Source organism: Robertmurraya siralis (assembly GCF_005502275.1).
Taxonomy (GTDB): domain Bacteria; phylum Bacillota; class Bacilli; order Bacillales; family Cytobacillaceae; genus Robertmurraya; species Robertmurraya siralis.
In genome coordinates this window covers 214,089-232,529 of record NZ_SWLZ01000004.1, presented here as the reverse complement: position 1 = coordinate 232,529, position 18,441 = coordinate 214,089, and the positions used below count along the sequence as shown (strand labels likewise).

At 30.7% G+C, this 18,441-nt stretch carries 49 protein-coding genes and 1 pseudogene; all 50 read right to left on the bottom strand.

The window, feature by feature from the left end:
• Window positions 1-15: 15 nt before the first annotated feature.
• Window positions 16-651, bottom strand: a complete 636-nt coding sequence (locus FCJ93_RS07990; protein WP_170211248.1) for an HNH endonuclease — start codon at window positions 649-651, stop codon at window positions 16-18.
• A 223-nt stretch (window positions 652-874) separates the two neighbouring features.
• Window positions 875-1,741 (bottom strand): annotated as a pseudogene (gene tnpB / locus FCJ93_RS07985) (IS200/IS605 family element RNA-guided endonuclease TnpB); the annotation flags it as partial.
• A 6-nt stretch (window positions 1,742-1,747) separates the two neighbouring features.
• Window positions 1,748-2,149 carry an IS200/IS605 family transposase gene (gene tnpA / locus FCJ93_RS07980; protein WP_137743342.1) on the bottom strand — a complete coding sequence of 134 codons (402 nt, stop codon included), beginning with the start codon at window positions 2,147-2,149 and terminating at the stop codon, window positions 1,748-1,750.
• Window positions 2,150-2,420: 271 nt separating this feature from the next.
• Window positions 2,421-2,684, bottom strand: coding sequence for a group-specific protein (locus FCJ93_RS07975; RefSeq protein ID WP_137743341.1), 264 nt, complete (start codon window positions 2,682-2,684; stop codon window positions 2,421-2,423).
• 281 nt (window positions 2,685-2,965) lie between these two features.
• A complete protein-coding gene (locus tag FCJ93_RS07970) occupies window positions 2,966-3,145 on the bottom strand; it encodes a hypothetical protein (protein WP_137743340.1) in 180 nt (59 codons plus the stop codon).
• Window positions 3,146-3,192: 47 nt separating this feature from the next.
• On the bottom strand, window positions 3,193-3,639 hold the full coding sequence (locus FCJ93_RS07965) for a hypothetical protein (RefSeq protein WP_137743339.1): 447 nt from the start codon (window positions 3,637-3,639) through the stop codon (window positions 3,193-3,195).
• Window positions 3,640-3,677: 38 nt separating this feature from the next.
• Window positions 3,678-4,448, bottom strand: a complete 771-nt coding sequence (locus FCJ93_RS07960) for a SprT-like domain-containing protein (protein WP_137743338.1) — start codon at window positions 4,446-4,448, stop codon at window positions 3,678-3,680.
• Between the two features lie 12 nt (window positions 4,449-4,460).
• Window positions 4,461-4,625: a hypothetical protein gene (locus tag FCJ93_RS24885; protein WP_170211247.1), complete on the bottom strand. Its 165-nt coding sequence runs from the start codon at window positions 4,623-4,625 to the stop codon at window positions 4,461-4,463.
• An 86-nt stretch (window positions 4,626-4,711) separates the two neighbouring features.
• Complete coding sequence (locus FCJ93_RS07955) at window positions 4,712-4,912, bottom strand: hypothetical protein (RefSeq protein ID WP_137743337.1); 201 nt, start codon at window positions 4,910-4,912, stop codon at window positions 4,712-4,714.
• A gap of 92 nt (window positions 4,913-5,004) precedes the next feature.
• Window positions 5,005-5,142: a hypothetical protein gene (locus tag FCJ93_RS24880; protein WP_170211246.1), complete on the bottom strand. Its 138-nt coding sequence runs from the start codon at window positions 5,140-5,142 to the stop codon at window positions 5,005-5,007.
• 28 nt (window positions 5,143-5,170) lie between these two features.
• Complete coding sequence (locus FCJ93_RS07950) at window positions 5,171-5,551, bottom strand: hypothetical protein (RefSeq protein ID WP_137743336.1); 381 nt, start codon at window positions 5,549-5,551, stop codon at window positions 5,171-5,173.
• A 239-nt stretch (window positions 5,552-5,790) separates the two neighbouring features.
• A complete protein-coding gene (locus FCJ93_RS24875) occupies window positions 5,791-5,961 on the bottom strand; it encodes a hypothetical protein (protein ID WP_170211245.1) in 171 nt (56 codons plus the stop codon).
• Window positions 5,962-6,210: 249 nt separating this feature from the next.
• The gene (locus FCJ93_RS07945) at window positions 6,211-6,402 is read right to left on the bottom strand and encodes a hypothetical protein (protein WP_137743335.1); all 192 of its coding nucleotides are present in this window, start codon (window positions 6,400-6,402) and stop codon (window positions 6,211-6,213) included.
• A gap of 29 nt (window positions 6,403-6,431) precedes the next feature.
• On the bottom strand, window positions 6,432-6,599 hold the full coding sequence (locus FCJ93_RS24870) for a hypothetical protein (protein ID WP_170211244.1): 168 nt from the start codon (window positions 6,597-6,599) through the stop codon (window positions 6,432-6,434).
• Window positions 6,600-6,802: 203 nt separating this feature from the next.
• Window positions 6,803-7,225, bottom strand: a complete 423-nt coding sequence (locus FCJ93_RS07940; RefSeq protein WP_137743334.1) for a hypothetical protein — start codon at window positions 7,223-7,225, stop codon at window positions 6,803-6,805.
• 31 nt (window positions 7,226-7,256) lie between these two features.
• Window positions 7,257-7,490: a hypothetical protein gene (locus tag FCJ93_RS07935; RefSeq protein ID WP_137743333.1), complete on the bottom strand. Its 234-nt coding sequence runs from the start codon at window positions 7,488-7,490 to the stop codon at window positions 7,257-7,259.
• 35 nt (window positions 7,491-7,525) lie between these two features.
• On the bottom strand, window positions 7,526-7,795 hold the full coding sequence (locus FCJ93_RS07930) for a hypothetical protein (protein ID WP_137743332.1): 270 nt from the start codon (window positions 7,793-7,795) through the stop codon (window positions 7,526-7,528).
• Window positions 7,796-7,839: 44 nt separating this feature from the next.
• Window positions 7,840-8,022 (bottom strand): hypothetical protein, encoded by a 183-nt coding sequence (locus FCJ93_RS07925; RefSeq protein ID WP_137743331.1) that lies wholly within the window; start codon window positions 8,020-8,022, stop codon window positions 7,840-7,842.
• 42 nt (window positions 8,023-8,064) lie between these two features.
• Entirely contained in the window at window positions 8,065-8,421 is a 357-nt protein-coding gene (locus tag FCJ93_RS07920) for a type II toxin-antitoxin system PemK/MazF family toxin (RefSeq protein ID WP_137743330.1), read from the bottom strand.
• Between the two features lie 134 nt (window positions 8,422-8,555).
• On the bottom strand, window positions 8,556-8,789 hold the full coding sequence (locus FCJ93_RS07915; protein WP_137743329.1) for a hypothetical protein: 234 nt from the start codon (window positions 8,787-8,789) through the stop codon (window positions 8,556-8,558).
• An 18-nt stretch (window positions 8,790-8,807) separates the two neighbouring features.
• Window positions 8,808-9,053, bottom strand: coding sequence for a hypothetical protein (locus tag FCJ93_RS07910; protein ID WP_137743328.1), 246 nt, complete (start codon window positions 9,051-9,053; stop codon window positions 8,808-8,810).
• A gap of 45 nt (window positions 9,054-9,098) precedes the next feature.
• The gene (locus tag FCJ93_RS07905) at window positions 9,099-9,311 is read right to left on the bottom strand and encodes a hypothetical protein (protein ID WP_137743327.1); all 213 of its coding nucleotides are present in this window, start codon (window positions 9,309-9,311) and stop codon (window positions 9,099-9,101) included.
• Window positions 9,312-9,573: 262 nt separating this feature from the next.
• On the bottom strand, window positions 9,574-9,792 hold the full coding sequence (locus tag FCJ93_RS07900) for a hypothetical protein (protein ID WP_137743326.1): 219 nt from the start codon (window positions 9,790-9,792) through the stop codon (window positions 9,574-9,576).
• Window positions 9,793-9,828: 36 nt separating this feature from the next.
• Window positions 9,829-10,023 (bottom strand): RNA-binding protein, encoded by a 195-nt coding sequence (locus FCJ93_RS07895; RefSeq protein ID WP_137743325.1) that lies wholly within the window; start codon window positions 10,021-10,023, stop codon window positions 9,829-9,831.
• Between the two features lie 54 nt (window positions 10,024-10,077).
• Complete coding sequence (locus FCJ93_RS25645; protein ID WP_268951577.1) at window positions 10,078-10,209, bottom strand: hypothetical protein; 132 nt, start codon at window positions 10,207-10,209, stop codon at window positions 10,078-10,080.
• Window positions 10,206-10,394 carry a hypothetical protein gene (locus tag FCJ93_RS07890; protein ID WP_137743324.1) on the bottom strand — a complete coding sequence of 63 codons (189 nt, stop codon included), beginning with the start codon at window positions 10,392-10,394 and terminating at the stop codon, window positions 10,206-10,208. The genes FCJ93_RS25645 and FCJ93_RS07890 overlap by 4 nt, the downstream gene beginning before the upstream one ends.
• A gap of 35 nt (window positions 10,395-10,429) precedes the next feature.
• A complete protein-coding gene (locus tag FCJ93_RS07885; protein WP_211344095.1) occupies window positions 10,430-10,627 on the bottom strand; it encodes a hypothetical protein in 198 nt (65 codons plus the stop codon).
• 37 nt (window positions 10,628-10,664) lie between these two features.
• Window positions 10,665-10,928: a hypothetical protein gene (locus tag FCJ93_RS07880; protein ID WP_137743322.1), complete on the bottom strand. Its 264-nt coding sequence runs from the start codon at window positions 10,926-10,928 to the stop codon at window positions 10,665-10,667.
• Between the two features lie 33 nt (window positions 10,929-10,961).
• A complete protein-coding gene (locus tag FCJ93_RS07875) occupies window positions 10,962-11,300 on the bottom strand; it encodes a hypothetical protein (protein ID WP_137743321.1) in 339 nt (112 codons plus the stop codon).
• A 34-nt stretch (window positions 11,301-11,334) separates the two neighbouring features.
• A complete protein-coding gene (locus FCJ93_RS07870; RefSeq protein WP_137743320.1) occupies window positions 11,335-11,589 on the bottom strand; it encodes a hypothetical protein in 255 nt (84 codons plus the stop codon).
• A gap of 42 nt (window positions 11,590-11,631) precedes the next feature.
• The gene (locus FCJ93_RS07865; RefSeq protein WP_137743319.1) at window positions 11,632-11,892 is read right to left on the bottom strand and encodes a helix-turn-helix domain-containing protein; all 261 of its coding nucleotides are present in this window, start codon (window positions 11,890-11,892) and stop codon (window positions 11,632-11,634) included.
• Window positions 11,893-11,933: 41 nt separating this feature from the next.
• Complete coding sequence (locus tag FCJ93_RS25640; protein WP_268951576.1) at window positions 11,934-12,062, bottom strand: hypothetical protein; 129 nt, start codon at window positions 12,060-12,062, stop codon at window positions 11,934-11,936.
• A 407-nt stretch (window positions 12,063-12,469) separates the two neighbouring features.
• The gene (locus FCJ93_RS07860; RefSeq protein WP_137743318.1) at window positions 12,470-12,973 is read right to left on the bottom strand and encodes a hypothetical protein; all 504 of its coding nucleotides are present in this window, start codon (window positions 12,971-12,973) and stop codon (window positions 12,470-12,472) included.
• Window positions 12,974-13,005: 32 nt separating this feature from the next.
• Window positions 13,006-13,506: a hypothetical protein gene (locus tag FCJ93_RS07855; protein WP_137743317.1), complete on the bottom strand. Its 501-nt coding sequence runs from the start codon at window positions 13,504-13,506 to the stop codon at window positions 13,006-13,008.
• A 228-nt stretch (window positions 13,507-13,734) separates the two neighbouring features.
• The gene (locus tag FCJ93_RS07850; protein WP_137743316.1) at window positions 13,735-14,061 is read right to left on the bottom strand and encodes a hypothetical protein; all 327 of its coding nucleotides are present in this window, start codon (window positions 14,059-14,061) and stop codon (window positions 13,735-13,737) included.
• A gap of 40 nt (window positions 14,062-14,101) precedes the next feature.
• Window positions 14,102-14,260, bottom strand: coding sequence for a hypothetical protein (locus FCJ93_RS24865; RefSeq protein ID WP_170211243.1), 159 nt, complete (start codon window positions 14,258-14,260; stop codon window positions 14,102-14,104).
• 2 nt (window positions 14,261-14,262) lie between these two features.
• Window positions 14,263-14,478 carry a hypothetical protein gene (locus tag FCJ93_RS07845; protein ID WP_137743315.1) on the bottom strand — a complete coding sequence of 72 codons (216 nt, stop codon included), beginning with the start codon at window positions 14,476-14,478 and terminating at the stop codon, window positions 14,263-14,265.
• A gap of 21 nt (window positions 14,479-14,499) precedes the next feature.
• On the bottom strand, window positions 14,500-14,892 hold the full coding sequence (locus FCJ93_RS07840) for a YopX family protein (RefSeq protein ID WP_170211242.1): 393 nt from the start codon (window positions 14,890-14,892) through the stop codon (window positions 14,500-14,502).
• A 45-nt stretch (window positions 14,893-14,937) separates the two neighbouring features.
• Window positions 14,938-15,177 carry a hypothetical protein gene (locus FCJ93_RS07835; protein WP_137743313.1) on the bottom strand — a complete coding sequence of 80 codons (240 nt, stop codon included), beginning with the start codon at window positions 15,175-15,177 and terminating at the stop codon, window positions 14,938-14,940.
• Window positions 15,178-15,228: 51 nt separating this feature from the next.
• The gene (locus FCJ93_RS07830; protein ID WP_137743312.1) at window positions 15,229-15,774 is read right to left on the bottom strand and encodes a hypothetical protein; all 546 of its coding nucleotides are present in this window, start codon (window positions 15,772-15,774) and stop codon (window positions 15,229-15,231) included.
• 51 nt (window positions 15,775-15,825) lie between these two features.
• Window positions 15,826-16,062 carry a hypothetical protein gene (locus tag FCJ93_RS07825; RefSeq protein ID WP_137743311.1) on the bottom strand — a complete coding sequence of 79 codons (237 nt, stop codon included), beginning with the start codon at window positions 16,060-16,062 and terminating at the stop codon, window positions 15,826-15,828.
• Between the two features lie 16 nt (window positions 16,063-16,078).
• Entirely contained in the window at window positions 16,079-16,261 is a 183-nt protein-coding gene (locus FCJ93_RS07820) for a hypothetical protein (protein WP_137743310.1), read from the bottom strand.
• A gap of 232 nt (window positions 16,262-16,493) precedes the next feature.
• A complete protein-coding gene (locus FCJ93_RS07815; RefSeq protein WP_137743309.1) occupies window positions 16,494-16,676 on the bottom strand; it encodes a hypothetical protein in 183 nt (60 codons plus the stop codon).
• The gene (locus tag FCJ93_RS07810) at window positions 16,676-16,909 is read right to left on the bottom strand and encodes a hypothetical protein (protein WP_137743308.1); all 234 of its coding nucleotides are present in this window, start codon (window positions 16,907-16,909) and stop codon (window positions 16,676-16,678) included. The genes FCJ93_RS07815 and FCJ93_RS07810 overlap by 1 nt, the downstream gene beginning before the upstream one ends.
• Window positions 16,899-17,159 (bottom strand): hypothetical protein, encoded by a 261-nt coding sequence (locus tag FCJ93_RS07805; RefSeq protein WP_137743307.1) that lies wholly within the window; start codon window positions 17,157-17,159, stop codon window positions 16,899-16,901. The genes FCJ93_RS07810 and FCJ93_RS07805 overlap by 11 nt, the downstream gene beginning before the upstream one ends.
• A gap of 2 nt (window positions 17,160-17,161) precedes the next feature.
• On the bottom strand, window positions 17,162-17,362 hold the full coding sequence (locus FCJ93_RS07800; protein ID WP_137743306.1) for a hypothetical protein: 201 nt from the start codon (window positions 17,360-17,362) through the stop codon (window positions 17,162-17,164).
• A 26-nt stretch (window positions 17,363-17,388) separates the two neighbouring features.
• A complete protein-coding gene (locus FCJ93_RS07795) occupies window positions 17,389-17,619 on the bottom strand; it encodes a COG5 family protein (RefSeq protein WP_137743305.1) in 231 nt (76 codons plus the stop codon).
• A gap of 11 nt (window positions 17,620-17,630) precedes the next feature.
• Complete coding sequence (locus tag FCJ93_RS07790) at window positions 17,631-17,927, bottom strand: hypothetical protein (RefSeq protein ID WP_137743304.1); 297 nt, start codon at window positions 17,925-17,927, stop codon at window positions 17,631-17,633.
• Between the two features lie 3 nt (window positions 17,928-17,930).
• Window positions 17,931-18,095 (bottom strand): hypothetical protein, encoded by a 165-nt coding sequence (locus tag FCJ93_RS24860; RefSeq protein WP_170211241.1) that lies wholly within the window; start codon window positions 18,093-18,095, stop codon window positions 17,931-17,933.
• Window positions 18,092-18,271 (bottom strand): hypothetical protein, encoded by a 180-nt coding sequence (locus tag FCJ93_RS07785; protein ID WP_137743303.1) that lies wholly within the window; start codon window positions 18,269-18,271, stop codon window positions 18,092-18,094. The genes FCJ93_RS24860 and FCJ93_RS07785 overlap by 4 nt, the downstream gene beginning before the upstream one ends.
• Between the last annotated feature and the right edge of the window lie 170 nt (window positions 18,272-18,441).

Here is an 18,441-nt window from a genome sequence, read left to right as displayed (position 1 = left end):
TATAAAAGTAATTATTTATTTTACATTGAGAACTCGTGCGTATTTTTTAACTTCCTTTATCCCCTTGCTTTTTATTAATTTTATAAACTTTTCGTATGACATATCTGCTTTTGCTAAGTTACAGATATCACAACAACAAATCATATTTTCAAATATATCCATTCCTCCTTTGGATAAAGGAATTATATGGTCAACAGTATTAGCAATTTCACCGCAATAATGACATATTCTTTTGGAGCTTGAATAAAATCTGTTTCTAATAGTCTTATTACGACGATGTGCCTTTGACATATCATAAATTTCAGATTTAGAAATTACATTAGCCTTGTTCTCCAGTACTAAACTTAAGGCTTTTCTTTTCGAAACATATCTATAGATTGAAGAAGACCAATTAATTTTTTTTATGAGCTTCAAGTCGCTATTTTCAAGAAGTTCGATCCCTAAATGAGTATCTCTCAACTTTTTCATATTCTTTTTCATCTCATCAAAAGTCATATTTTTATGATAATTAAAATCGGTATTCATTATAATTGTACATGAGTGACAATAAGGACTCACACCCTCTTGAAAATTTGAACCATATAATCTTCTTTCGCAAACTTCACATTCTTTATATAATTCACAACATTTTCCTCTTTTGTATTTTATCACCTTTACCACCTCTAAAGATATTATGATAAAACTTGAACCTCTCATGGCTAAAGCCACGAGATTCTTGGGTAGTCCGCTCTACTGAGCAGAATTAGTACATGATGTACCACCAAGCTATCCCCGCAGTTCCTGCGGTTACTGCGATTATGCAGATAGTAGTCTTTTGCCTTCGGCAAGAATATTCAAACTTGCGTTTACATCCCTATCCCATTCACTATAGCAAGAAGGACACTTCGCTAATTGCTTTGGCAAGTTTGTGGTTCTTCATCATGTTAGACACTTGCAAATCTTCAATCGCAATGATGTCGTGGTTTTTGACAATATGCGTTGAAATTTTTTGCAAGTAGTCTGTTCGGGCATTTGCAATGCGTTCATGGATTCTGGCAACCTTAACTCGTTGTTTATTCCAGTTTGAAGAACCTTTCACACGTCTGGAAAGGATACGTTGTTCACGAATGAGTTTTTGTTCCATATTCCGTAGGAATTTCGGATTCTCGAACACTTCACCGTTAGATAGAATAGCGAAATCCTTTAACCCAACGTCAATACCGACTTCTTTGTTTGTTTTTGGCAATGGTTGCACGTCTGTTTCTACTAACAACGAAACAAAGTATTTGCCAGAGGGATTGCGTCTAATCGTAGCATTTAAAATACGACCTTCTACTTCTTTTGATTTCGCAAAACGAACAAGTCCAAGTTTAGGGAGTTTAATCTTATCTCCTTCTATCGCAATATTTCCGTTTGTGTGTTTCGTTGTGTACGACTGAACTTTATTCCTTTTTGACTTGAAACGTGGTGCATCATTCTGCTTCTTGAAGAATCGTGAATATGCGTCTGCGAGGTTCTTTATTGATGATTGAATAGCGATGCTATCTACTTCTTTTAGCCAAGGTAATTCTTTTTTCAGATTCGGCAGTTCGGAAGAACATACTCCGTATGACAATCCTTTACCTGTTTCTTTGTATGTTTCGTTCCACTTCGCCAAGAAGTGGTTGAACACAAATCGACTGCAACCAATCGTTTTAACAATTAATACTTCCTGCTCTTTGGTTGGATAGATACGGAATTTGTATGCTTTATTTACTAACATTGCTTTTCACCTCACTTTCTGATTTTGGATGTATTGTCGTATTTGCGCTTCCGTGTGTTCACTTACGGTTGCCACAAAGTAAGAAGGATTCCAAAGATTCTCTCCCCATAGCTTCTTTTTTAGCTGGGGGAACTCTTTAAATAGCAACCTTGCCGAAACACCCTTTAACGCTTTGATGATATTTGGAATTGAATGTTGCGGATTACAATCAATTAGGAGATGAACATGGTCACAATCACTTTCAATTTCTGAAATCGTGAAACCATTATCTGTAGCAATTTGATTGAGTATTTCCTTTAGCTTTTTATCTATATCACCAAGCAACACTTTATGGCGATATTTCACACACCATACAATATGGTATTGGATAGAGTACACATATCCTCTACCATGTTTAACTTCTGCCATGTTATCCACCTCAATTATAGGATAACATATGTAAAATGTTTTTCAATTTATTACCTCTAAATATTAGCGTTTTTGCCAATCACCAAATTAACATATGTCGGACAATTGACGTGTCAAAAGACACACCTTGTCCGAAGCCGATTCATCTCATGACTGAAGTCACGAGTGTTCTCGGCTAATTCATAAATTGTGGAGTTCTTTTTTGTCATTATGTTACTCCTTTAAACTTATTTTTATTAATCATATAGACATTTACATTAAAACTAAAATTTTATTTTCTTGTTTTTACCCATCCTAAAATCCAATTCTTTGCTTCCTCTGCTGGAAAGTACCATTTTCCACCGATTTTATACTTTGGAAACCCTTCAGTATAGAAAAAATTCTCTTTAATAGTGTTTATACTCATGCAGGTCTGCCTTTCTAATTCCTTTGTATCCCATAATACAGTCTCTTTCTCTGCTCTTTTAATTGCCTCATCTAGCTTTTGTTGAAGTATTCTTTTTACCTCATTTTGATCTACATTTACCTCTATCAAAATACCACCCACTTCGAGTTGTCTTTTAGTCATTGATTTGATATATTACTATAGTCAATTCCTTCTGAGGTGAAACTAATTATGGATTATAATAATATAGACCTAAACAAAATCTACACCTACAAAGAACTTCCAGATAAACACAGTGGACGCTGCGATTATTGCGACAAGAGCCATTTTGTTTCCAAAGTAAAAGATGGTCAGTTTCTTCGTGAATGTAGAAACTGTGGATTGAAGAAGTTGATTTAGTCAGCTTCTTTTTTATAAAGTAATTCTTCTACTTAATTCTTTTTAAATTTAGTAAGTGTGTCTAGTAATTCAATGATTGTATTAGGATTTGCTCCAGACAATATTGCATTATTAACTGCCTCTAATATTCTACTAGTAGATACATGTCCCATTATCTTAATGCTTTTTGTAAATTCTGCACTTGCATCCATTTGTTCTTTAATGTTTGACACGCTCATCACCCTCCTTGTTTCGATCATTGTTTGACTTTATTATCGGTCTATTTATCCTCAGACAATACTAACTCTTTTGCTTCGTCATTTATCTCTTTTTGTAGAAAATTTAGCAACTCATCTAAAAAGTCTTCTTGTTTAAATTCAAATGTTTTAGAGTGTTTTCTTGTTTGAATATCTATAGTTATGGTGTTTTTTAAATAGCATTTAATAGTCCCAAACTCAATAAATTTATCTTCTTGATATTTATTATCGATCACTTCTAAATGCTTAGCTAAATTACTGACATTCTTTTCTATTTCATTATTTCTAATAGCTTCATTTATTTCTGATAGTTTATTTGCTTTCGCTTCCTCATCAATGTGTAAATACTTTAGTGAATATGTTTTAAATCCAGCAAATTCATTTTTTTCAATTAAAAAATACATAGATTTTAGACTGCCTAATTTCACTATGGCATCTAAACTGTTATATTTCTCTAATAATGTTTTCATGTGAAATTCCTCCTTAAAATATCATTAAAAGATTTCTTTTATTCCATTATTTCTTCGGTTTCCTTCTTCAGAACATTTTCCACTTCTTCGTTTTTCATTCCCAAACAAGTCAATGCATCTTCTATAACATCTCTTTCAGATAGATTACTGTACCCATATCTTCCACCCATTAATTCAAGTCCATATACAGCAATAGGGATAATTTTATACCCATATTTTTCTGACATTATTTCTAACACATCACCAATAAGAATATCTCCGTCTTCATCACGCTGATTATCATTATATACCTCTATTAAAGTTTTCTTTAAATCCTGCCGAAAATCATCTTCATTTTTTCGAGAGTGATGTATTCGATGAGATATGATATCGCCTGCTCTTTCAATAATCTCAAATGTTTCATATTTTTTATATAGTTTAGCTTCTTTGTATGCTTGTTTTGCTACCTTTGTCCCACTTGGCTTTGCTCCAACCCTAATTAATTCTAGAGCAAATCGTCTATCTCTATCACGGTAATTTTTACCATTAGTATGAAGATACCAATGACATAATTCATGTAATAATGTGTCTTCTATTTGTTTTAAACTGCGAGTTTCATTTACCTTCGAATTAAATTCGATAGTTTGTGTCTTACTGTGATACAAACCAAAAGTCGTCCATGACTCAGTTTCAGGCTCGTCTGCATCTTTATTCCATTTATCTTCACTTGTTATATCTATTACGATTTTAGGTATATTCTTTATTCCCCAATGCTTTTTTACAAGTTTTCTGGCTTTATTTTCAAGCCACTCGACTGTTACTATTGGCATACTAACCCTTCCTTATAAAAAACTTCTCTTATTAGTCTCTTTAAAATGAACATTCTTAGCATCAAGCTGAATCACTAGTGATATTCTATTAGGTGTATATTCAATAATTTTACCAGTAACTTCTTCTCCAGTTTCATTATCCACTACTGTTACAATATCTCCATGTTTAATTTTCATAACTTATCAACCTCTTCTAATAAAATGATTATTTCAATGCGAAAACTTTCTATCAATTTGTTTCGCAGTTTCATCGTGTAACGACATTACTTATTTGCCACTTTTTTAAATCTGCCTTCAATGTACATTTCTTCTCTTACATACCTTCTTGCCGACTGGTAAGAAGGAAACCAAAGACTATTAGTTAAGGTATCGCTCCAGTGATCTGTATGAACTGTAAAAAAGGAATCATGTTCTTTTGTAATCGTTATAGTTTCCGAACCACTTTCTAAAACCCATTTTTCCACTTTGTGTCACTCCCCACTAAGTCGCATCATTCTTCGATTACGCAACATTTTGCTTACTGAGTAGATGATATATTCATCTATTATTAAGTTAATTACTGACCTGTTTTTTCTTTTAATTCATTATGACAATCTTCATGATAGGGTAACTTTATTTCATTAACTCCGTAGTCTATTAATTTCCCACATTCTTCATCTTTGTTACAAAACAAACAGTATTTAATTTTTTCCACTTTAATTCCTCCCTGTTAAATTAATTGCTTAATTCGTTTCATGCCATACTTCCACATCAATTTCTGTAATGCACCCTGTTTTTAAAAACATTTGCCAGACTCCGTTATGTTCCCCATCTGCGTAATAGTAAGGGAATGGACGATAGCCATATATTTTAGCGGTCTCGACACTTGTTGAATCGATTAGTGCATGTGGTGGTGAGTGATGCTCTTTCCATTTGCCAAAGGCGTTTACATACTCTGTAATTTCCCCTGCTTTACCATGACCACAACAGCATCCCAAAGTAATAATATCAAGGTTGTTTAGTAATTGGATTTCCTCAGCGATACAAGCATCAACTACAACAACCTTTTTATTCTGATTCGGGTTTATGACAGACACCTCTTTATATGTCCCATGTTTGCACATATAGTTGACTCCTTTATTCTTATGTTTATCATCTACATAACTATCATTAAGTTTATTTATTGTTTCTTCTCATACTTTTTACATGATTTTGTAATTTTACAGCAAGAAATTCTAATTCCTTAGATGACGATTCTAAAATATCTAACATGAATGGCATCTAATATTTCAAACAACTCTTTATTCTTTTGAGAATGTCTCAAGTAATATTTCCCCCTTTTCATATCTATCATTAAGTTTCATTAGACTGATTGAATAATTTTAATAGCAGCATCAAGTGGTAATTTCTTTAGATAACATTGATAACTTAGTCCTAAGGTGTAAACAGTTCCTTCGCTTAAATTCTTTTCCTTTTGAATATCTTCTAATAACTCGCCGTTATCTCTTCGTTTTAAATATTGTTCGATTGTCATTGTGAATTTCTCCTTTTTTTTATATTAGCTATGAAACTCGCTGCTTAAAACGTTTAGCAACCCTCTAGGCAAAGTGTAGCACCACCTACACATTACCTTTCACCGGATTTTAGGAGTTAATGTAGAGAGTTTCATACTCTCCCTAGAAGGTTGCTACCTTATAAATATTTTACATCATCTTTTAAGTTCAACATAGAAGTATTTTCCTTTTCGATTTATATCTTATATTAATTTAATTAGTTAATAAAATCAAGAAGTTTGACCGCATTCTGCATACCATAATATCCTTTCATGAGTATATGGTTTCCAATCCAGCGACAAGGACATCTTCAGCGCTTCATCACTCGAAGCTCTTTCAGCATGACTGACGACTCTGGAATCAATTGTAGGCTTATGTTGTAATTCATATTGATTTCCTTGTTTAACAATTACAACGAACATTTTTATCCCCCTCCAATAAAAACACACTTTTATAATGATTTAAGATTATATTTTTCCTTTAATTGCTTAAGACTTTCTATCTCATAATCAATATTTAATTTGATATTTTGGAGTTGTTCAAGTTCATGCTGCGCTTTCTTAATTTTCTTTTCTACTTGGGTACGCTTATATAGTAAGATTTCGATTTCGTTTTTCATTTGCTTGCTTTCTTAAACTCCTAACTTTATGATAAAAAATAGTTCATTTTATTCTTAAGTAATTTTCTAAAAAATATCTTCCACCATGTATAATTACATAAGGATAAATTCTTACTCAAGATATAATTACACTAACATTAATCATTTTTTCTGAAATGTCTATTTCTAACTGATCCTCATAATCCCAATTTATCATTACTGTATCAAAGGGTGTTTTCTAACCTTTTTTCGATTTCTAATTTAATTTTATTATTTAACTTCTCATCTATTTCACCCAATTCAAATATTCTCTTACCCTTATCGTCCAACACATGTATTAATGATATTTCAGCAAGAATCTGTCTAAGAATATGTTTATGACTTATTTCATGCTTATTGTTTTCCCTGAATGCCCTTCTGAAATTCTCACTAATAAATCTTTCTAATGTAAAGGGAATATGTCCATTATCAATTAATTTCTGATAAAGCCTAACTACCATTCCAAGCATATTATAGAGTTCAACTTGTTCTGGGTGTAATCCATATAACTCTGCTGGAAAATACTTTAAGTCTTTATCATAATCAATTCTTTCAAAATGGTTCTTAGTATATAATATTAATTGCTTTTCCCAATAGTGTAGTTCCATATTAAATCACCTCATAAAATCAGATTTTTATCTACAAAGTTGGATTTATTCTATTCCAATTCTTCTCTAAAATATCTAACTCTTCTTCATCAAAGTACTCCCATTCGCCACAGCCTTTTTCCATTTTCTGATTCCATTTAACCTTATAGTCATACTTTTTGTTAAAATATTCGTCAGTGGTAGTCTCCTTTGTGTCAATAATTGTTCCTGTCGTGTTGTGATATGGATTTATGACAACAAATTGCCCTACTTCTCTTTTTAACATAAAATATCAACTCCTCTCATAATAAAAATCACAATTTATTGATTGATATACTCAAAGTATTCTTCGATATCTTCAATTCCTGTCTCTTCATCGCACCAAGAAATCCAGTCTTTTTCTTCCTCGTCAAATTCTTCTATAACAGTAGCATTATCATAATCTGGTTTAATTCGGTTTTCATATTGGAACAAATCATAATCAGCTAACATATTATATATTTTACGTGCTTCTTCTAAATCTTTTACTTCAACCATAAATGGTTTACATGGTACTTGTGGGTAATGTGATACTCGCAATTTTTTATTCATGTTTTTCTCTCCCTTTTTTTATTTTTTTAAATAAATTTAGAAATTTATCTTGATAATGCTCCCTGCTCTAACAACTTTAAAGTCTTTTTCACTCTTTTCTCCTGTTTCCGTTTTAAGATTGATATCGCTGCTTTTTTCAATTCACCCATCGGTGTAGATGGTACACATGGAACTGTCACAACTGTCCATTGACCATTAAAAAATACTCTAACATCTCTTGTATACATTAACTTCACCTTACTCCTATAAATTTAATTCATTTATGTAACTTATCCAACCATGCCTAAACTAATCATTAATGCACTGTCTACTCTTTTCATCATATAACTATCCAGTTCTGATACTTTTCTAATTAATCTTGACTTATCTAATGTTCTAACCTGCTCACATAATATCACTGAGTCTCTTGCTAAATTATATTCTTTTGCTTTTAATTCTATATGTGTGGGCAGCTTTGCTTTCGAAATTTGTGCAGTGATAGCTACAGCAATGATAGTTGGACTAAAACGATTACCTACATCATTCTGTATAATTAGTACAGGACGCTCGCCAGATTGCTCCGATCCTTTTGTCTGACCTAGATCGCATAAATAAATTTCGCCTCTAAATATTTCTTGTTTTTTCATTCCAGTTCCCTCACTATCTCCAATTATATATTTTTAATTATTAATTTAATTATATCATTAGAGATTTGGAGAATCAAGGTTTTGAAGGTACTATTTTCCTGCATTTTATTTAATTATTTAATAAGTGATTCAATCTATAGTCTTCTCGCTGCTACGTCTGGATATAATTGTTCCGCTATATTTATTGTTCCAATCTTTCTTACAGTCAAATCTGAATTATAATCTGTAAACTTATTGAAGTGTGATTTTGTCACTTCATACAAACTTTTATTTACTACAAAGGTTGAACTTACAGGTAAATGATTATCTAAACCTATTGTGCCTAAACGTCTATTGTTCGAATCATATAACTCATACAACCAATTCACTGCTATCACTCCTAACTTTTAAAATCTTCTTTGGCAATAATATTTACAAGTTTCTATCGACTCTAAACAATCCCCAATATACTCAATAATTTTTTCATCTTTAATTTCTGTTTTCATACTATTTAAAGTTTGCTCTATCCCTAAACATTTATAGTAAACTTGATAATATTGCTCAGGGATATAACAATTATTCATTTCATCATAAATTTGTGTTTTAATTATTTTTAAAAAATTCACAAATGATTTTTGTCCAGTAATATTCATAAGTTTATCACTCCGTTCTATTTAGTTAATGAAATAGTTATTTGATCATAAATAATCATCGAAAATAGTTACTTTAAACTCATCTGAATCTTTATTTATTATTAAAGAATGACCAAGATCTTCGGTTAAGTTAAATAACTCTTCTAGTGAAATGATTTCAATTGTTCCCTGTTCCCCATTACCAGTAAAGTTATACTTGCTTAGAACATTCATGTATTTTAAAAGTTTCCAGCTCACTGCGTTTATTTTTATTTTCATTACTATTCTCTCCCCTATCAAATTACGATTAAATTGTCATTTTATTAAATCTATTTCATAACTACTAAAACGAATACCTGTTTCAATAATATAATTATCTATTTTCTCATATAAGTCTATTTGATTCTTGACCTTAAAAGTAATCCATCTAGGTAAATATATTGTCTCCCATGCTGGATTACTTTTGCTTATTGGTACACCATTGAATATTACTTGATATACTTCCAATTAATCACCTCAGTTTTATGATCAAGTATTCGATTTACTGTAATTTTCTATAATCTCCATCCTCAAAATAAAAACTACCATCAGTTGTTATCACAAATTCATCCTCATTTTCTAATGTATTTCCAGTTTGAATGTAATAATCAATAACTTCTTCTAGTGTAGCTAATTGAATGCCATCTTCCAAAATTTCTCTCATACTTCTAAACATTAAATCTCTCTCATTGAAATATGCAAAAACCTGATTAATTCTCATAATAACTCTCCTTTTGAAGTAAAATATTCGTTTTATCTAAAACACTTTTGAACTAATATCCTCTTTAAACATTTGAATTAATTCCTTTTGTCCAAATTCTGGACAATGATAAATTTTAGTTACTATTCGTTTTCCATAATTTCTATTTTTAATAGTTGTTTCAAATTGCAAATCCCCATCCTTAATCATTTCCACAATAGTTGATTTAATTAATTCTTTCATATTTTCCATTATTAAACCTCCTTTAAATTCTCAATCAAATACTTGTTTTATTTAAGACTTCATCTATAAGATTCTCATTAATCTTATCCCATACTTTTTAAAAGCAATGCTACTAGCCTGTTGAGCATCAACAGCTTCAATAATCTCTTCCCCATTTTCCAAACCGTTATAATAGATTGCTCTATATTTATTCATAGTTTTTCATTCAATCTATACTTATTTTCTTGAATGACTTCCCGACTATCCATACTTTCATCGCAGTAGTAAACGGTAGTAATTAATTTGTCTGAATAATTGCCTTGAGAAAAGCTAGTTTCAATTTGTAAGTCTCCACTCTTAATCATTTCAACTATTGTTTGTCTAATTAAATTTCTATCCATTTTTCCTTCTCTCCCTTTCTTTTAAAAGATATGTCTTATAGACTTACACAAATTTCTATTAAATCAATATCAATTTTATTTCCATTTTTATCTTCAATCCGCTCACCATTATATATGCAATTCCTCATTACTCTCTTTAAATCTTCCAACGTTTTAAAATTCGCAGCATGTGGAACACCTCTATACATTTCTGGAGTATTCCACCCTGTAGGAATCCAACATAATCTATACATCATCTAACATCCTTTCCTCTCCAATGAAAGAGAAACTTCATTGTAGTATATCTTCAACTATTGGAAATCGGTGTCCATATTGCCTCATTCTTTGATTACGCTCTGAATGTTCTTTTAAGAACTCTTCAATTTCTTTATATTCTAAATGATATCCCTCAATTGAATTCTCTATGGAATCCACTATCTTTTTCATCTCTTCTTCATGTTTCTTAATCTGTTCTTGATGATATAAGTACGTATGTAATTTATCTTTGATCTCCTTTTCCATCCAAGAGCCTTTTGCATATTTTACATTTTTCATATTAATCCCCTCTCATAAAAGACATAATTTATTCTAATAAAACTCAAACAAATATTCTTTAGGTACAAGTTCAATCAAACCAGATGTAGTTTTGCATAAAGCGAATCCATTTTCGTACATGTAAATAACATTCAATCTTGTATAGGAATCAAAACTATTATATTTTTTAGTTAGATGAGTTTCTTTACCTACATACGACTCCTCATCAAGATACTTTCCTAGTCTTAATGTTCGCTCATAAAGATCTGTAAACCCATCCAACAATCCATCTACTTTCTCAGGCTCTAATCCAATTTCGTCAGTAAGATTAAAATAAAGGTCGTTTTCTAGTGAATTATATTCCTTTAGTAACTTAAAAATTTCTATGTTCATAACTTTTCCTCCATATCTTCTTTAAAGAGAAGTTTTATATAAAGTCAATTTCCTCAAGTAACTCATCAATATCATCTTTATTGACTACATAGTCTTTTAGTTTACTTAATAACCATTCCATGCCGTCTTTAGTAAACTCTTTATATTCAACACTTAGCTGATCTGTTTTAATAAAGAGTGAATATTTATCAACTCTTTTTTCTATATCCAATCCAAGAAGCATTTCACAGTTATTTAAAATACCTGCAATTTGCTGAGCTGTTTTTTCTCTTTCTTGATTTACTATCATTATGATTACCTCCAAATTTTTATTTAAAAGGGAAATTTTAATTTATTCCCTGTCTTCAACAATAGTTATTTTCATCCCTAAAGCATGTGCCAGCTTTCCAAGTGTTTCAATTGTCGGAACATCGATCCCACTTTCTATTCTTGATATTGTTTTTTGTGCAACCCCCGTCATTCTTGATAGCTCACGTTGAGATATTTCTTTTCTTTGTCTCGCCGCCAATAGTTTCCCTGTAATTTCTAGTATAAAGAATAATGATGGATCTTCCTCTTTAAGTTCATTTCTAACATCATCAAAATCTTTCATTCTTTTCTCCTCCCAATTTCAATTCAAAGGTGACTTTCATTTTATTCATGACCTATCCAATTACCACCGAAAGGATCTTCCATATTTATTTCATCGAAACAACTCTCACAAACATTCGGATATGGATCATATTCCTTGTCTGTTTTATTGCCACAAAATTTACACTCCACTTTTATTCCTCCTGTTTATACTCTCACAAAGGATTCCTTCATGAACCACTCTACATATGGGCTCAAATGTAATCTCTTCTTTCCCCTACAATTATACCCTTCTGTAATGATTACCGGTATAGTATTTTCATATCTGTTTAAGTAAAATTCGTTATCAGAAACTACTATAACAGTGTTTTTCTTAATCCATTCACCATTTTCATTGAGTTCACAATCTAGATTAAATGTCAAAGTTTTCATACCTTCATTTCATTCCCTTAAGTATATTATATATATTTAATTTGTTAATGTAAAGGGTTTAAATAATAAAAATAACAAACAAATGGAACTTTTTGCTGATTAGTTCCATTTGTTTGTTAGAAGTATTCTAATATTCCATACACCTACTGAAGTGTTCGGTTTTTCCATTATTCTAATATTTCAATTCTAATTCGCTTACCATAGTTTGATTTTAAGATGTCATTTACATTAATCCCATCTATCGCATAACCTTCAGGACACCATTCACCCTCATTACTTTCTCCAATTATTCCTTCATGAATTTTTAAATAGGGTGTATGATATTCTTTAATTAGCTCCTCAATTAAATTTTCTTTTGTGTAGTAGTTACCATCAGAACCTCGATTATACTCTTCACCTCTTTGTACCCCATCTTTGTAAACTATTAAATGGACTTCCTGTCGTTCTATAAAGCGCATTATATCACTATTAGGATCTCCATCCCACTCTATGTTAGCATCTACTTCTTTAATTTTGATATCTAAACCGGTCAATTTTTTGACTTCATCTACCGCTGCTTTAACAGTAGATTTAAAATTTTCAGATCCACCCTTTAAGTTAAATTCATGTACTAAACAATCTTTTTCCTTATCGAAAATTTGCCCATCAATTGATTTATAAATTTGTTTCATTCAATATCCCTCCAATTATTATTTTAATTACTTTAAAACGCAGGTTTTATCTTATCTAAATCGAATTTAAATCCTGTCTCCTGTAGAGCATTTAGAACAAATAAATATTGATCCTCTGTCATTCGTTTACCATTATACTTAGCTGATTCAGTAGTTCCTCTGCTTTTATACCATGTAAAGAAAGCAACATCTTCAAACTTATAGTCTACTGGATTTAAAATACCATTTGTTTCACATGTTCCAGCAAACGTAATAGTCGCATAGTTTCGCTCTTCGTACCATGAATGAGTAATAATAATGTCTCCCCAAAAATGAATCTCATTATGTAAGAAATCAATGTCAGTAACTTTTGTATCACAGAATATACTATTTTCATTATACTTTGAAAAATACTGTCTAATTAACCCATCTCCCCCATTCCAATTCCCATAATTGAAGAGTCCATCAACAAACATTGCTTGAGCTTGACTTCCATAGTTTGATTTTTGCTGTGTTTTTCTTAATTGTTTGAGAGTTTCTTTAGTTATGTTCATCATTAACCACCTTATGCAAATAATTTTTTAAAAACATGTACTATTGGAATAACTCAGGATAATACTCTTGAATAATTACCAATTTATCTTTTGCCCATTGAATTGCTTTAATTTCTGTGCCTGTTAGATTAGGATCATGTCCACTCCACGTTCCGTACCATCTAATAATCTTTCTAATGCCTCCAAATAATCCATATTTCACACCTCAATTCTAATCAAACAGAGTTTTCATTTTGTTTGCTCCTTAAATTTTTTAATTTCATCAACAATAAGTTTTAAATCATGAAACTCTCCAAAGTTTTGGAGTTTTCCTATAATTTCATCATACTTATCGCACATTTCAAGTTCTATATTATTACCAGTTTCACTTGTGTAATCAGGACGAAACACATCTCTTGCACAGTTAAGTATTTCTTTTGCTTTCCTATTTGCAGCAGCTCTAGATTTTGCTTTAAAAACTATTCTATATTGATTATGATTACTTTTTAAATTGAATTTATCTTGAATCTCTTTTGGTATGTGAAAGCTATTTAAGACTGTACCATAGTATTTCAATAATATTCACCTCTAAATCATATTAAATTGTGTATTTTATTCATTGATACAGTTTTGATTCCTCCCAATATAACCGTTGTCTCCAATAATTCAACTCGTTCTGAATGCTCCAGTATCCAAAATCAGAATTACATTGTTTTAATTCAATTTCTAAGTCTTCAATAATGTTTTTAATGTCTTCTTTTGTATACTCACTCATAATTAATCCTCCCACTCTTCGAGATTCTCCAAATATTCATCTACCCTTTTCTTCAAATCTTTAATCCATTCTCTAACTGTATCATTAGAATCGCTGAAACTATCAACTAAAAAGAAACCATTCTTTTTTTCCATGACTGTATAATATGTAGAATCCCAACCACCTAATGCCTTTTCACGTTCAACATTTATTTCAAATCCTTTGTAATCGACTTTCACTTTTTATTTAATTCCTTTCTTTTAAAAATTCCAATCAGGCATATCATAAATATTTCCTATTACTCTACAATTCTTATGGATTTTAAATAAATTTTCCTGTCCTAAATCATTATCAATAACAGGTATTTGCATATAATCATTGACCATAACTTCATAGGGCTGCTCATAATTACCTAGTTGGACAACATCTCCAATGTAGATTTCACTTCCTGCTCGGTCATGTAGTCCAGTAAATTGCATTACTTCTACAGTTTCTAGATTCATCATTGTGTATGGATTTTGCATACCTTGATGTTTTGGAGGTAATACAAATTTATGGCTATTCAAGCCACCACTGAATTCATATAAAGTAAAATCTAAATAATGCATCTTTTTGTTTAATGGTTCATAAACTCTAAATTTAGGTAGTTTCATTTTTATCTCCTTCATATTTATTTAATCAATAAAAATTACGTTTTATCAGTAAATTGATTTATTGAGTACAACCATATATTCTTCAATCTCGTTGTTAACCTCTACTGGATAAACTAATAGCCGATCAAAATCTCCATTTCCAGCTCCTAAAACCTCTTCATTTTCCTCCTTGAAAGCATCGTATACAGTTTGTGATAATAGTATTTTTTCAGTGTCATATCCGTCTGTCAGTGCGTTTGCAGTAGACCAGAAAATACTATCTAAAATTTCATCCGTATCAATCATCTTTTTTCTCCTTTGTTATTTAATTTTAAAATTACACATCATTAGAATTACTTATTTTACATACTCAACAAATTCATTTCCTCTATCAGAAAATTCTTTAACCATTGCACAAACCAAACTGAAAGACATACCAGAATGACCTTGATTTTCAATTTTTTCTTTCGCTTCATCAAGTGACCCATTGTTATTTAGAATTTCTATAATATCCAAACAGTTTCCTAATTCCATTCCATGATATATGTCACCTAGTCTGATAGGAACAATCTCATCCCAAAACTCCCATTTATCTTCTGATAAGATTTTTCTACCCTTCTCCATCCAAACTTTAGAAAGTTCAGGAATACGTTCTTCATGTTCCTTTTGTCGCCTATCGTAGTCCTCTTTCCATTGTTGCTGATCCTTATCAAACTCTGCTTTAGTTTTACCTGTAATCTCTTTATACGCACTATCCATCGTTACTGTATCTGAATATAAAGTAACTCCATTAAATTGTCCACAAACTACAGAACCTATTTCTTTGTGTCTTAGTAGTTCCCTTACAGCTCCTTCTATTGTGTCACCTGCTCTAAATTCAATTGTTTTATATATTCTCCCCATCTTTAAAACCTCCTATATAAATTTAATTTGCAATAATACAACAATTTTATATTAAAATTCTTCCTTCCACGGTCTTAATTTTGTCCTATATCCAAATGTAAATTGCCATTTAAACAATGTTATGTATAAGTAATACTCCTTAAAATCTCCTTCAAGTCTTGAATAATCCTCAGTCATACGTTGTTTAGTCTCATGTGCAAATGCTCCACCTAATGACCATCCACTTGTTATACTTGTATCAAGAAATTCAAAGAAAAATCTACCTAACTCATATTCTTTCTGATTCACTTGCTTCACACCCATCTTATTTATATTTATTAAATATACCTAACTCTATTAATTTAATTAATTCTTTGTTGAAATTTCTTTCAATACTACTCAATAGTGCTTCCTTAACCTGTAACGGATTATTAAAAGTCGAACCTTGCCAATTGTCGCTTTCATCAAGTTCAACTTTCCAGTATCCATCTTTTGTATATATTTTCATTTTTTCACCACTATCAGTCTAATATTTATATAAAATAACCACTTTAAATAACTATTTTTTACTCTTTATCGTATAACTTTTAATCACTTCAATACTGTACTGAGAACATCTGTAAATATATTTTTTGATAAAGCTTTCATTAATTAGTTTATCCCATAACATTGACCCTTTACACTCTGGACATTCCAATTTATCCAACTCCAATCATGATCATTTTCACTTCTTTATCACTTTATATATCAATTGGCATACCATACCCTTCAATATACACAAATCCATCTTCAATCTTTACTGTTGTAATATTCGTAATCATTATATTTTCATTGTCTAAAGACTTTATGGTATTACCAATTTTAATTTCAGTAAAAGCTATATCCTCAACATTAAGCTTTTTTTTAAAAGTTTTCATAGTCATTATAAATTCTCCCTTCTTGTTAACTCTTCTTTAAATATTTTTAAATACGGCTTATATAATTCATAATCTACAGTTGTTTTCAATGGTGGCTCGGGTAATTCTTCATACAAATCTCTGTTGTTTTCAAAACGACTTCTTTCAATCATATTTATACAATTTTCAATATGTTTTGTTGTCATTTGTGACATTGTTAATTCCTCACCTTTTGCAGTGATCCATATACTATACTTCATTATTATCACCCCATGATATATGAAAATGAAAGAAATTAATACCGTTTGTGAATTCAACATCAAATCTATTTTCCTGTAACTGTTCAATTATATAACCTAGATGATATTCTGTCATAGGATTTTTATCAATTGTCAAATGTTCAACACCATCCATTACATTTGGGTTATCTTTCTTTAAATTGTTTGCATAATTTAGCATTTCATTAATTAAATCCATTGTTTTCTCATGTGATTTGTTTTTATAAACCAATACTATAAATCCTCCTCTGTAAGCTCATCTCTAAGATCAAGTCTTTTTAGATTCCTAATTACAATTTCAGCCATGTGTATTAAATCTCCCACAGCATTTTCATTATCAATATGAGTATGAGAACAATCAGCAGTACGTCTGATTGATTCACTCAAACATTGATATATAACGTCAAAATCTCGATTATACATTGGATAATTCAAGGGTAGCCCTCCTTTTTAAGTTATTTTCATCTAAAACTACAATCAAAATAATTCTTATACTCAGGTAATAAATCTAATTCATTGTCAACCACAAATGCTTTCAGTCGCTTATTTTTTTCTTGTAAAAAGTTAATTCTGTTTAGTGGAGTATAAATATATTCATCTAAGACTTCTTCTGCTTCAGAACTTGTTATATATCTGGCTATAACTTCACTTATTCCATATTCATCTAATACTTCCTTTGGCGTTTCATCCATTGTTAACCCTCCTATTTTAAATTAAACACCCTTTTAGCTTCGTCTACAAATCGCAACGCAATCTTGTCAATTAATTCATTTGTCGGGATATGCCTATCAAAATCACTTGGATGCTCCTCTTTATCAAATCTTTGGTACGCTGGACAAACTAATCTTAATTCTTTTGAAGAGTAACAATGATCTGTCAAATGGTCATCAAACGTCACCCATACTTCATCAAATCCACAATCATAATCAATTTTTGTAACTTCACCTAGTGTAAATTCTTCTAATTCTCGTACAATGTCACCAACTTTGAAAATTTTCATAATTTAATTCACCTCTTCAATTTCTTTGATATATTCCCAAGCATATTCTTCCTTGTCAAACGCTATTGGAACAGGCAAAGGAATATTACGTTCTGTTAGTAATACATTTCCGAATTCTTTAGTGTATGTTTCTATATACCACTTATCTCCTATCTTCTTAGGTTTCAATATCTACTCATCCTCTTTTCTTCAAATAAACTTTGCAGATACTTACCTGTACTTTGGTCATCATACAAAATATATTCATTTGTATACTTTGCTATTAATTTATAGTCTTTATTTATGGTAAGAAACTTCTCAAATCCTTTATTGTTTATACATGTTACAAATACTTCTTTATTCATTTTATACACCCCTAAATTTACAATTATTCATAATAAGGTTTACTAAAATCAGTGATAATTCTACCACCACAATTACAGTTTAATTGAATTACTTCCCAATTGTCACTATTTTCTCTCAATGGTTCTTTACCACATTTGTCACACTTCATAGGAAACATTAATTTCTTTTT

Excerpts from the sequence above, each read along its gene's own strand:
- FCJ93_RS07875 (WP_137743321.1), bottom strand. The coding sequence starts at position 11,300 with ATGAACATAGAAATTTTTAAGTTACTAAAGGAATATAATTCACTAGAA.
- FCJ93_RS07840 (WP_170211242.1), bottom strand. The coding sequence starts at position 14,892 with ATGAAACTACCTAAATTTAGAGTTTATGAACCATTAAACAAAAAGATG.
- FCJ93_RS07815 (WP_137743309.1), bottom strand. The coding sequence starts at position 16,676 with ATGACTATGAAAACTTTTAAAAAAAAGCTTAATGTTGAGGATATAGCT.
- FCJ93_RS07830 (WP_137743312.1), bottom strand. The coding sequence starts at position 15,774 with ATGGGGAGAATATATAAAACAATTGAATTTAGAGCAGGTGACACAATA.
- FCJ93_RS07820 (WP_137743310.1), bottom strand. The coding sequence starts at position 16,261 with ATGAAAATATATACAAAAGATGGATACTGGAAAGTTGAACTTGATGAA.
- FCJ93_RS07790 (WP_137743304.1), bottom strand. The coding sequence starts at position 17,927 with ATGAAAATTTTCAAAGTTGGTGACATTGTACGAGAATTAGAAGAATTT.
- FCJ93_RS24870 (WP_170211244.1), bottom strand. The coding sequence starts at position 6,599 with ATGAAAAACGAAATCGAAATCTTACTATATAAGCGTACCCAAGTAGAA.
- FCJ93_RS07905 (WP_137743327.1), bottom strand. The coding sequence starts at position 9,311 with ATGAAAATAAAAATAAACGCAGTGAGCTGGAAACTTTTAAAATACATG.
- FCJ93_RS07855 (WP_137743317.1), bottom strand. The coding sequence starts at position 13,506 with ATGAACATAACTAAAGAAACTCTCAAACAATTAAGAAAAACACAGCAA.
- FCJ93_RS07880 (WP_137743322.1), bottom strand. The coding sequence starts at position 10,928 with ATGAAAAATGTAAAATATGCAAAAGGCTCTTGGATGGAAAAGGAGATC.
- FCJ93_RS07910 (WP_137743328.1), bottom strand. The coding sequence starts at position 9,053 with ATGAATATTACTGGACAAAAATCATTTGTGAATTTTTTAAAAATAATT.
- FCJ93_RS07890 (WP_137743324.1), bottom strand. The coding sequence starts at position 10,394 with ATGGATAGAAATTTAATTAGACAAACAATAGTTGAAATGATTAAGAGT.
- FCJ93_RS24885 (WP_170211247.1), bottom strand. The coding sequence starts at position 4,625 with ATGAAAATTAAACATGGAGATATTGTAACAGTAGTGGATAATGAAACT.
- FCJ93_RS07930 (WP_137743332.1), bottom strand. The coding sequence starts at position 7,795 with ATGAATAAAAAATTGCGAGTATCACATTACCCACAAGTACCATGTAAA.
- FCJ93_RS25645 (WP_268951577.1), bottom strand. The coding sequence starts at position 10,209 with ATGAATAAATATAGAGCAATCTATTATAACGGTTTGGAAAATGGGGAA.
- FCJ93_RS24875 (WP_170211245.1), bottom strand. The coding sequence starts at position 5,961 with ATGACAATCGAACAATATTTAAAACGAAGAGATAACGGCGAGTTATTA.
- FCJ93_RS07925 (WP_137743331.1), bottom strand. The coding sequence starts at position 8,022 with ATGTATACAAGAGATGTTAGAGTATTTTTTAATGGTCAATGGACAGTT.
- FCJ93_RS24865 (WP_170211243.1), bottom strand. The coding sequence starts at position 14,260 with ATGAGTGAGTATACAAAAGAAGACATTAAAAACATTATTGAAGACTTA.
- FCJ93_RS07885 (WP_211344095.1), bottom strand. The coding sequence starts at position 10,627 with ATGTATAGATTATGTTGGATTCCTACAGGGTGGAATACTCCAGAAATG.
- tnpA (WP_137743342.1), bottom strand. The coding sequence starts at position 2,149 with ATGGCAGAAGTTAAACATGGTAGAGGATATGTGTACTCTATCCAATAC.
- FCJ93_RS07965 (WP_137743339.1), bottom strand. The coding sequence starts at position 3,639 with ATGAAAACATTATTAGAGAAATATAACAGTTTAGATGCCATAGTGAAA.
- FCJ93_RS07870 (WP_137743320.1), bottom strand. The coding sequence starts at position 11,589 with ATGATAGTAAATCAAGAAAGAGAAAAAACAGCTCAGCAAATTGCAGGT.
- FCJ93_RS07810 (WP_137743308.1), bottom strand. The coding sequence starts at position 16,909 with ATGAAGTATAGTATATGGATCACTGCAAAAGGTGAGGAATTAACAATG.
- FCJ93_RS07785 (WP_137743303.1), bottom strand. The coding sequence starts at position 18,271 with ATGAATAAAGAAGTATTTGTAACATGTATAAACAATAAAGGATTTGAG.
- FCJ93_RS07935 (WP_137743333.1), bottom strand. The coding sequence starts at position 7,490 with ATGTTAAAAAGAGAAGTAGGGCAATTTGTTGTCATAAATCCATATCAC.
- FCJ93_RS07950 (WP_137743336.1), bottom strand. The coding sequence starts at position 5,551 with ATGTGCAAACATGGGACATATAAAGAGGTGTCTGTCATAAACCCGAAT.
- FCJ93_RS07895 (WP_137743325.1), bottom strand. The coding sequence starts at position 10,023 with ATGGAAAATATGAAAGAATTAATTAAATCAACTATTGTGGAAATGATT.
- FCJ93_RS07865 (WP_137743319.1), bottom strand. The coding sequence starts at position 11,892 with ATGAAAGATTTTGATGATGTTAGAAATGAACTTAAAGAGGAAGATCCA.
- FCJ93_RS07945 (WP_137743335.1), bottom strand. The coding sequence starts at position 6,402 with ATGTTCGTTGTAATTGTTAAACAAGGAAATCAATATGAATTACAACAT.
- FCJ93_RS07860 (WP_137743318.1), bottom strand. The coding sequence starts at position 12,973 with ATGAAACAAATTTATAAATCAATTGATGGGCAAATTTTCGATAAGGAA.
- FCJ93_RS07795 (WP_137743305.1), bottom strand. The coding sequence starts at position 17,619 with ATGGATGAAACGCCAAAGGAAGTATTAGATGAATATGGAATAAGTGAA.
- FCJ93_RS07940 (WP_137743334.1), bottom strand. The coding sequence starts at position 7,225 with ATGGAACTACACTATTGGGAAAAGCAATTAATATTATATACTAAGAAC.
- FCJ93_RS07960 (WP_137743338.1), bottom strand. The coding sequence starts at position 4,448 with ATGCCAATAGTAACAGTCGAGTGGCTTGAAAATAAAGCCAGAAAACTT.
- FCJ93_RS07900 (WP_137743326.1), bottom strand. The coding sequence starts at position 9,792 with ATGAGAATTAATCAGGTTTTTGCATATTTCAATGAGAGAGATTTAATG.
- FCJ93_RS07920 (WP_137743330.1), bottom strand. The coding sequence starts at position 8,421 with ATGAAAAAACAAGAAATATTTAGAGGCGAAATTTATTTATGCGATCTA.
- FCJ93_RS07835 (WP_137743313.1), bottom strand. The coding sequence starts at position 15,177 with ATGATTGATACGGATGAAATTTTAGATAGTATTTTCTGGTCTACTGCA.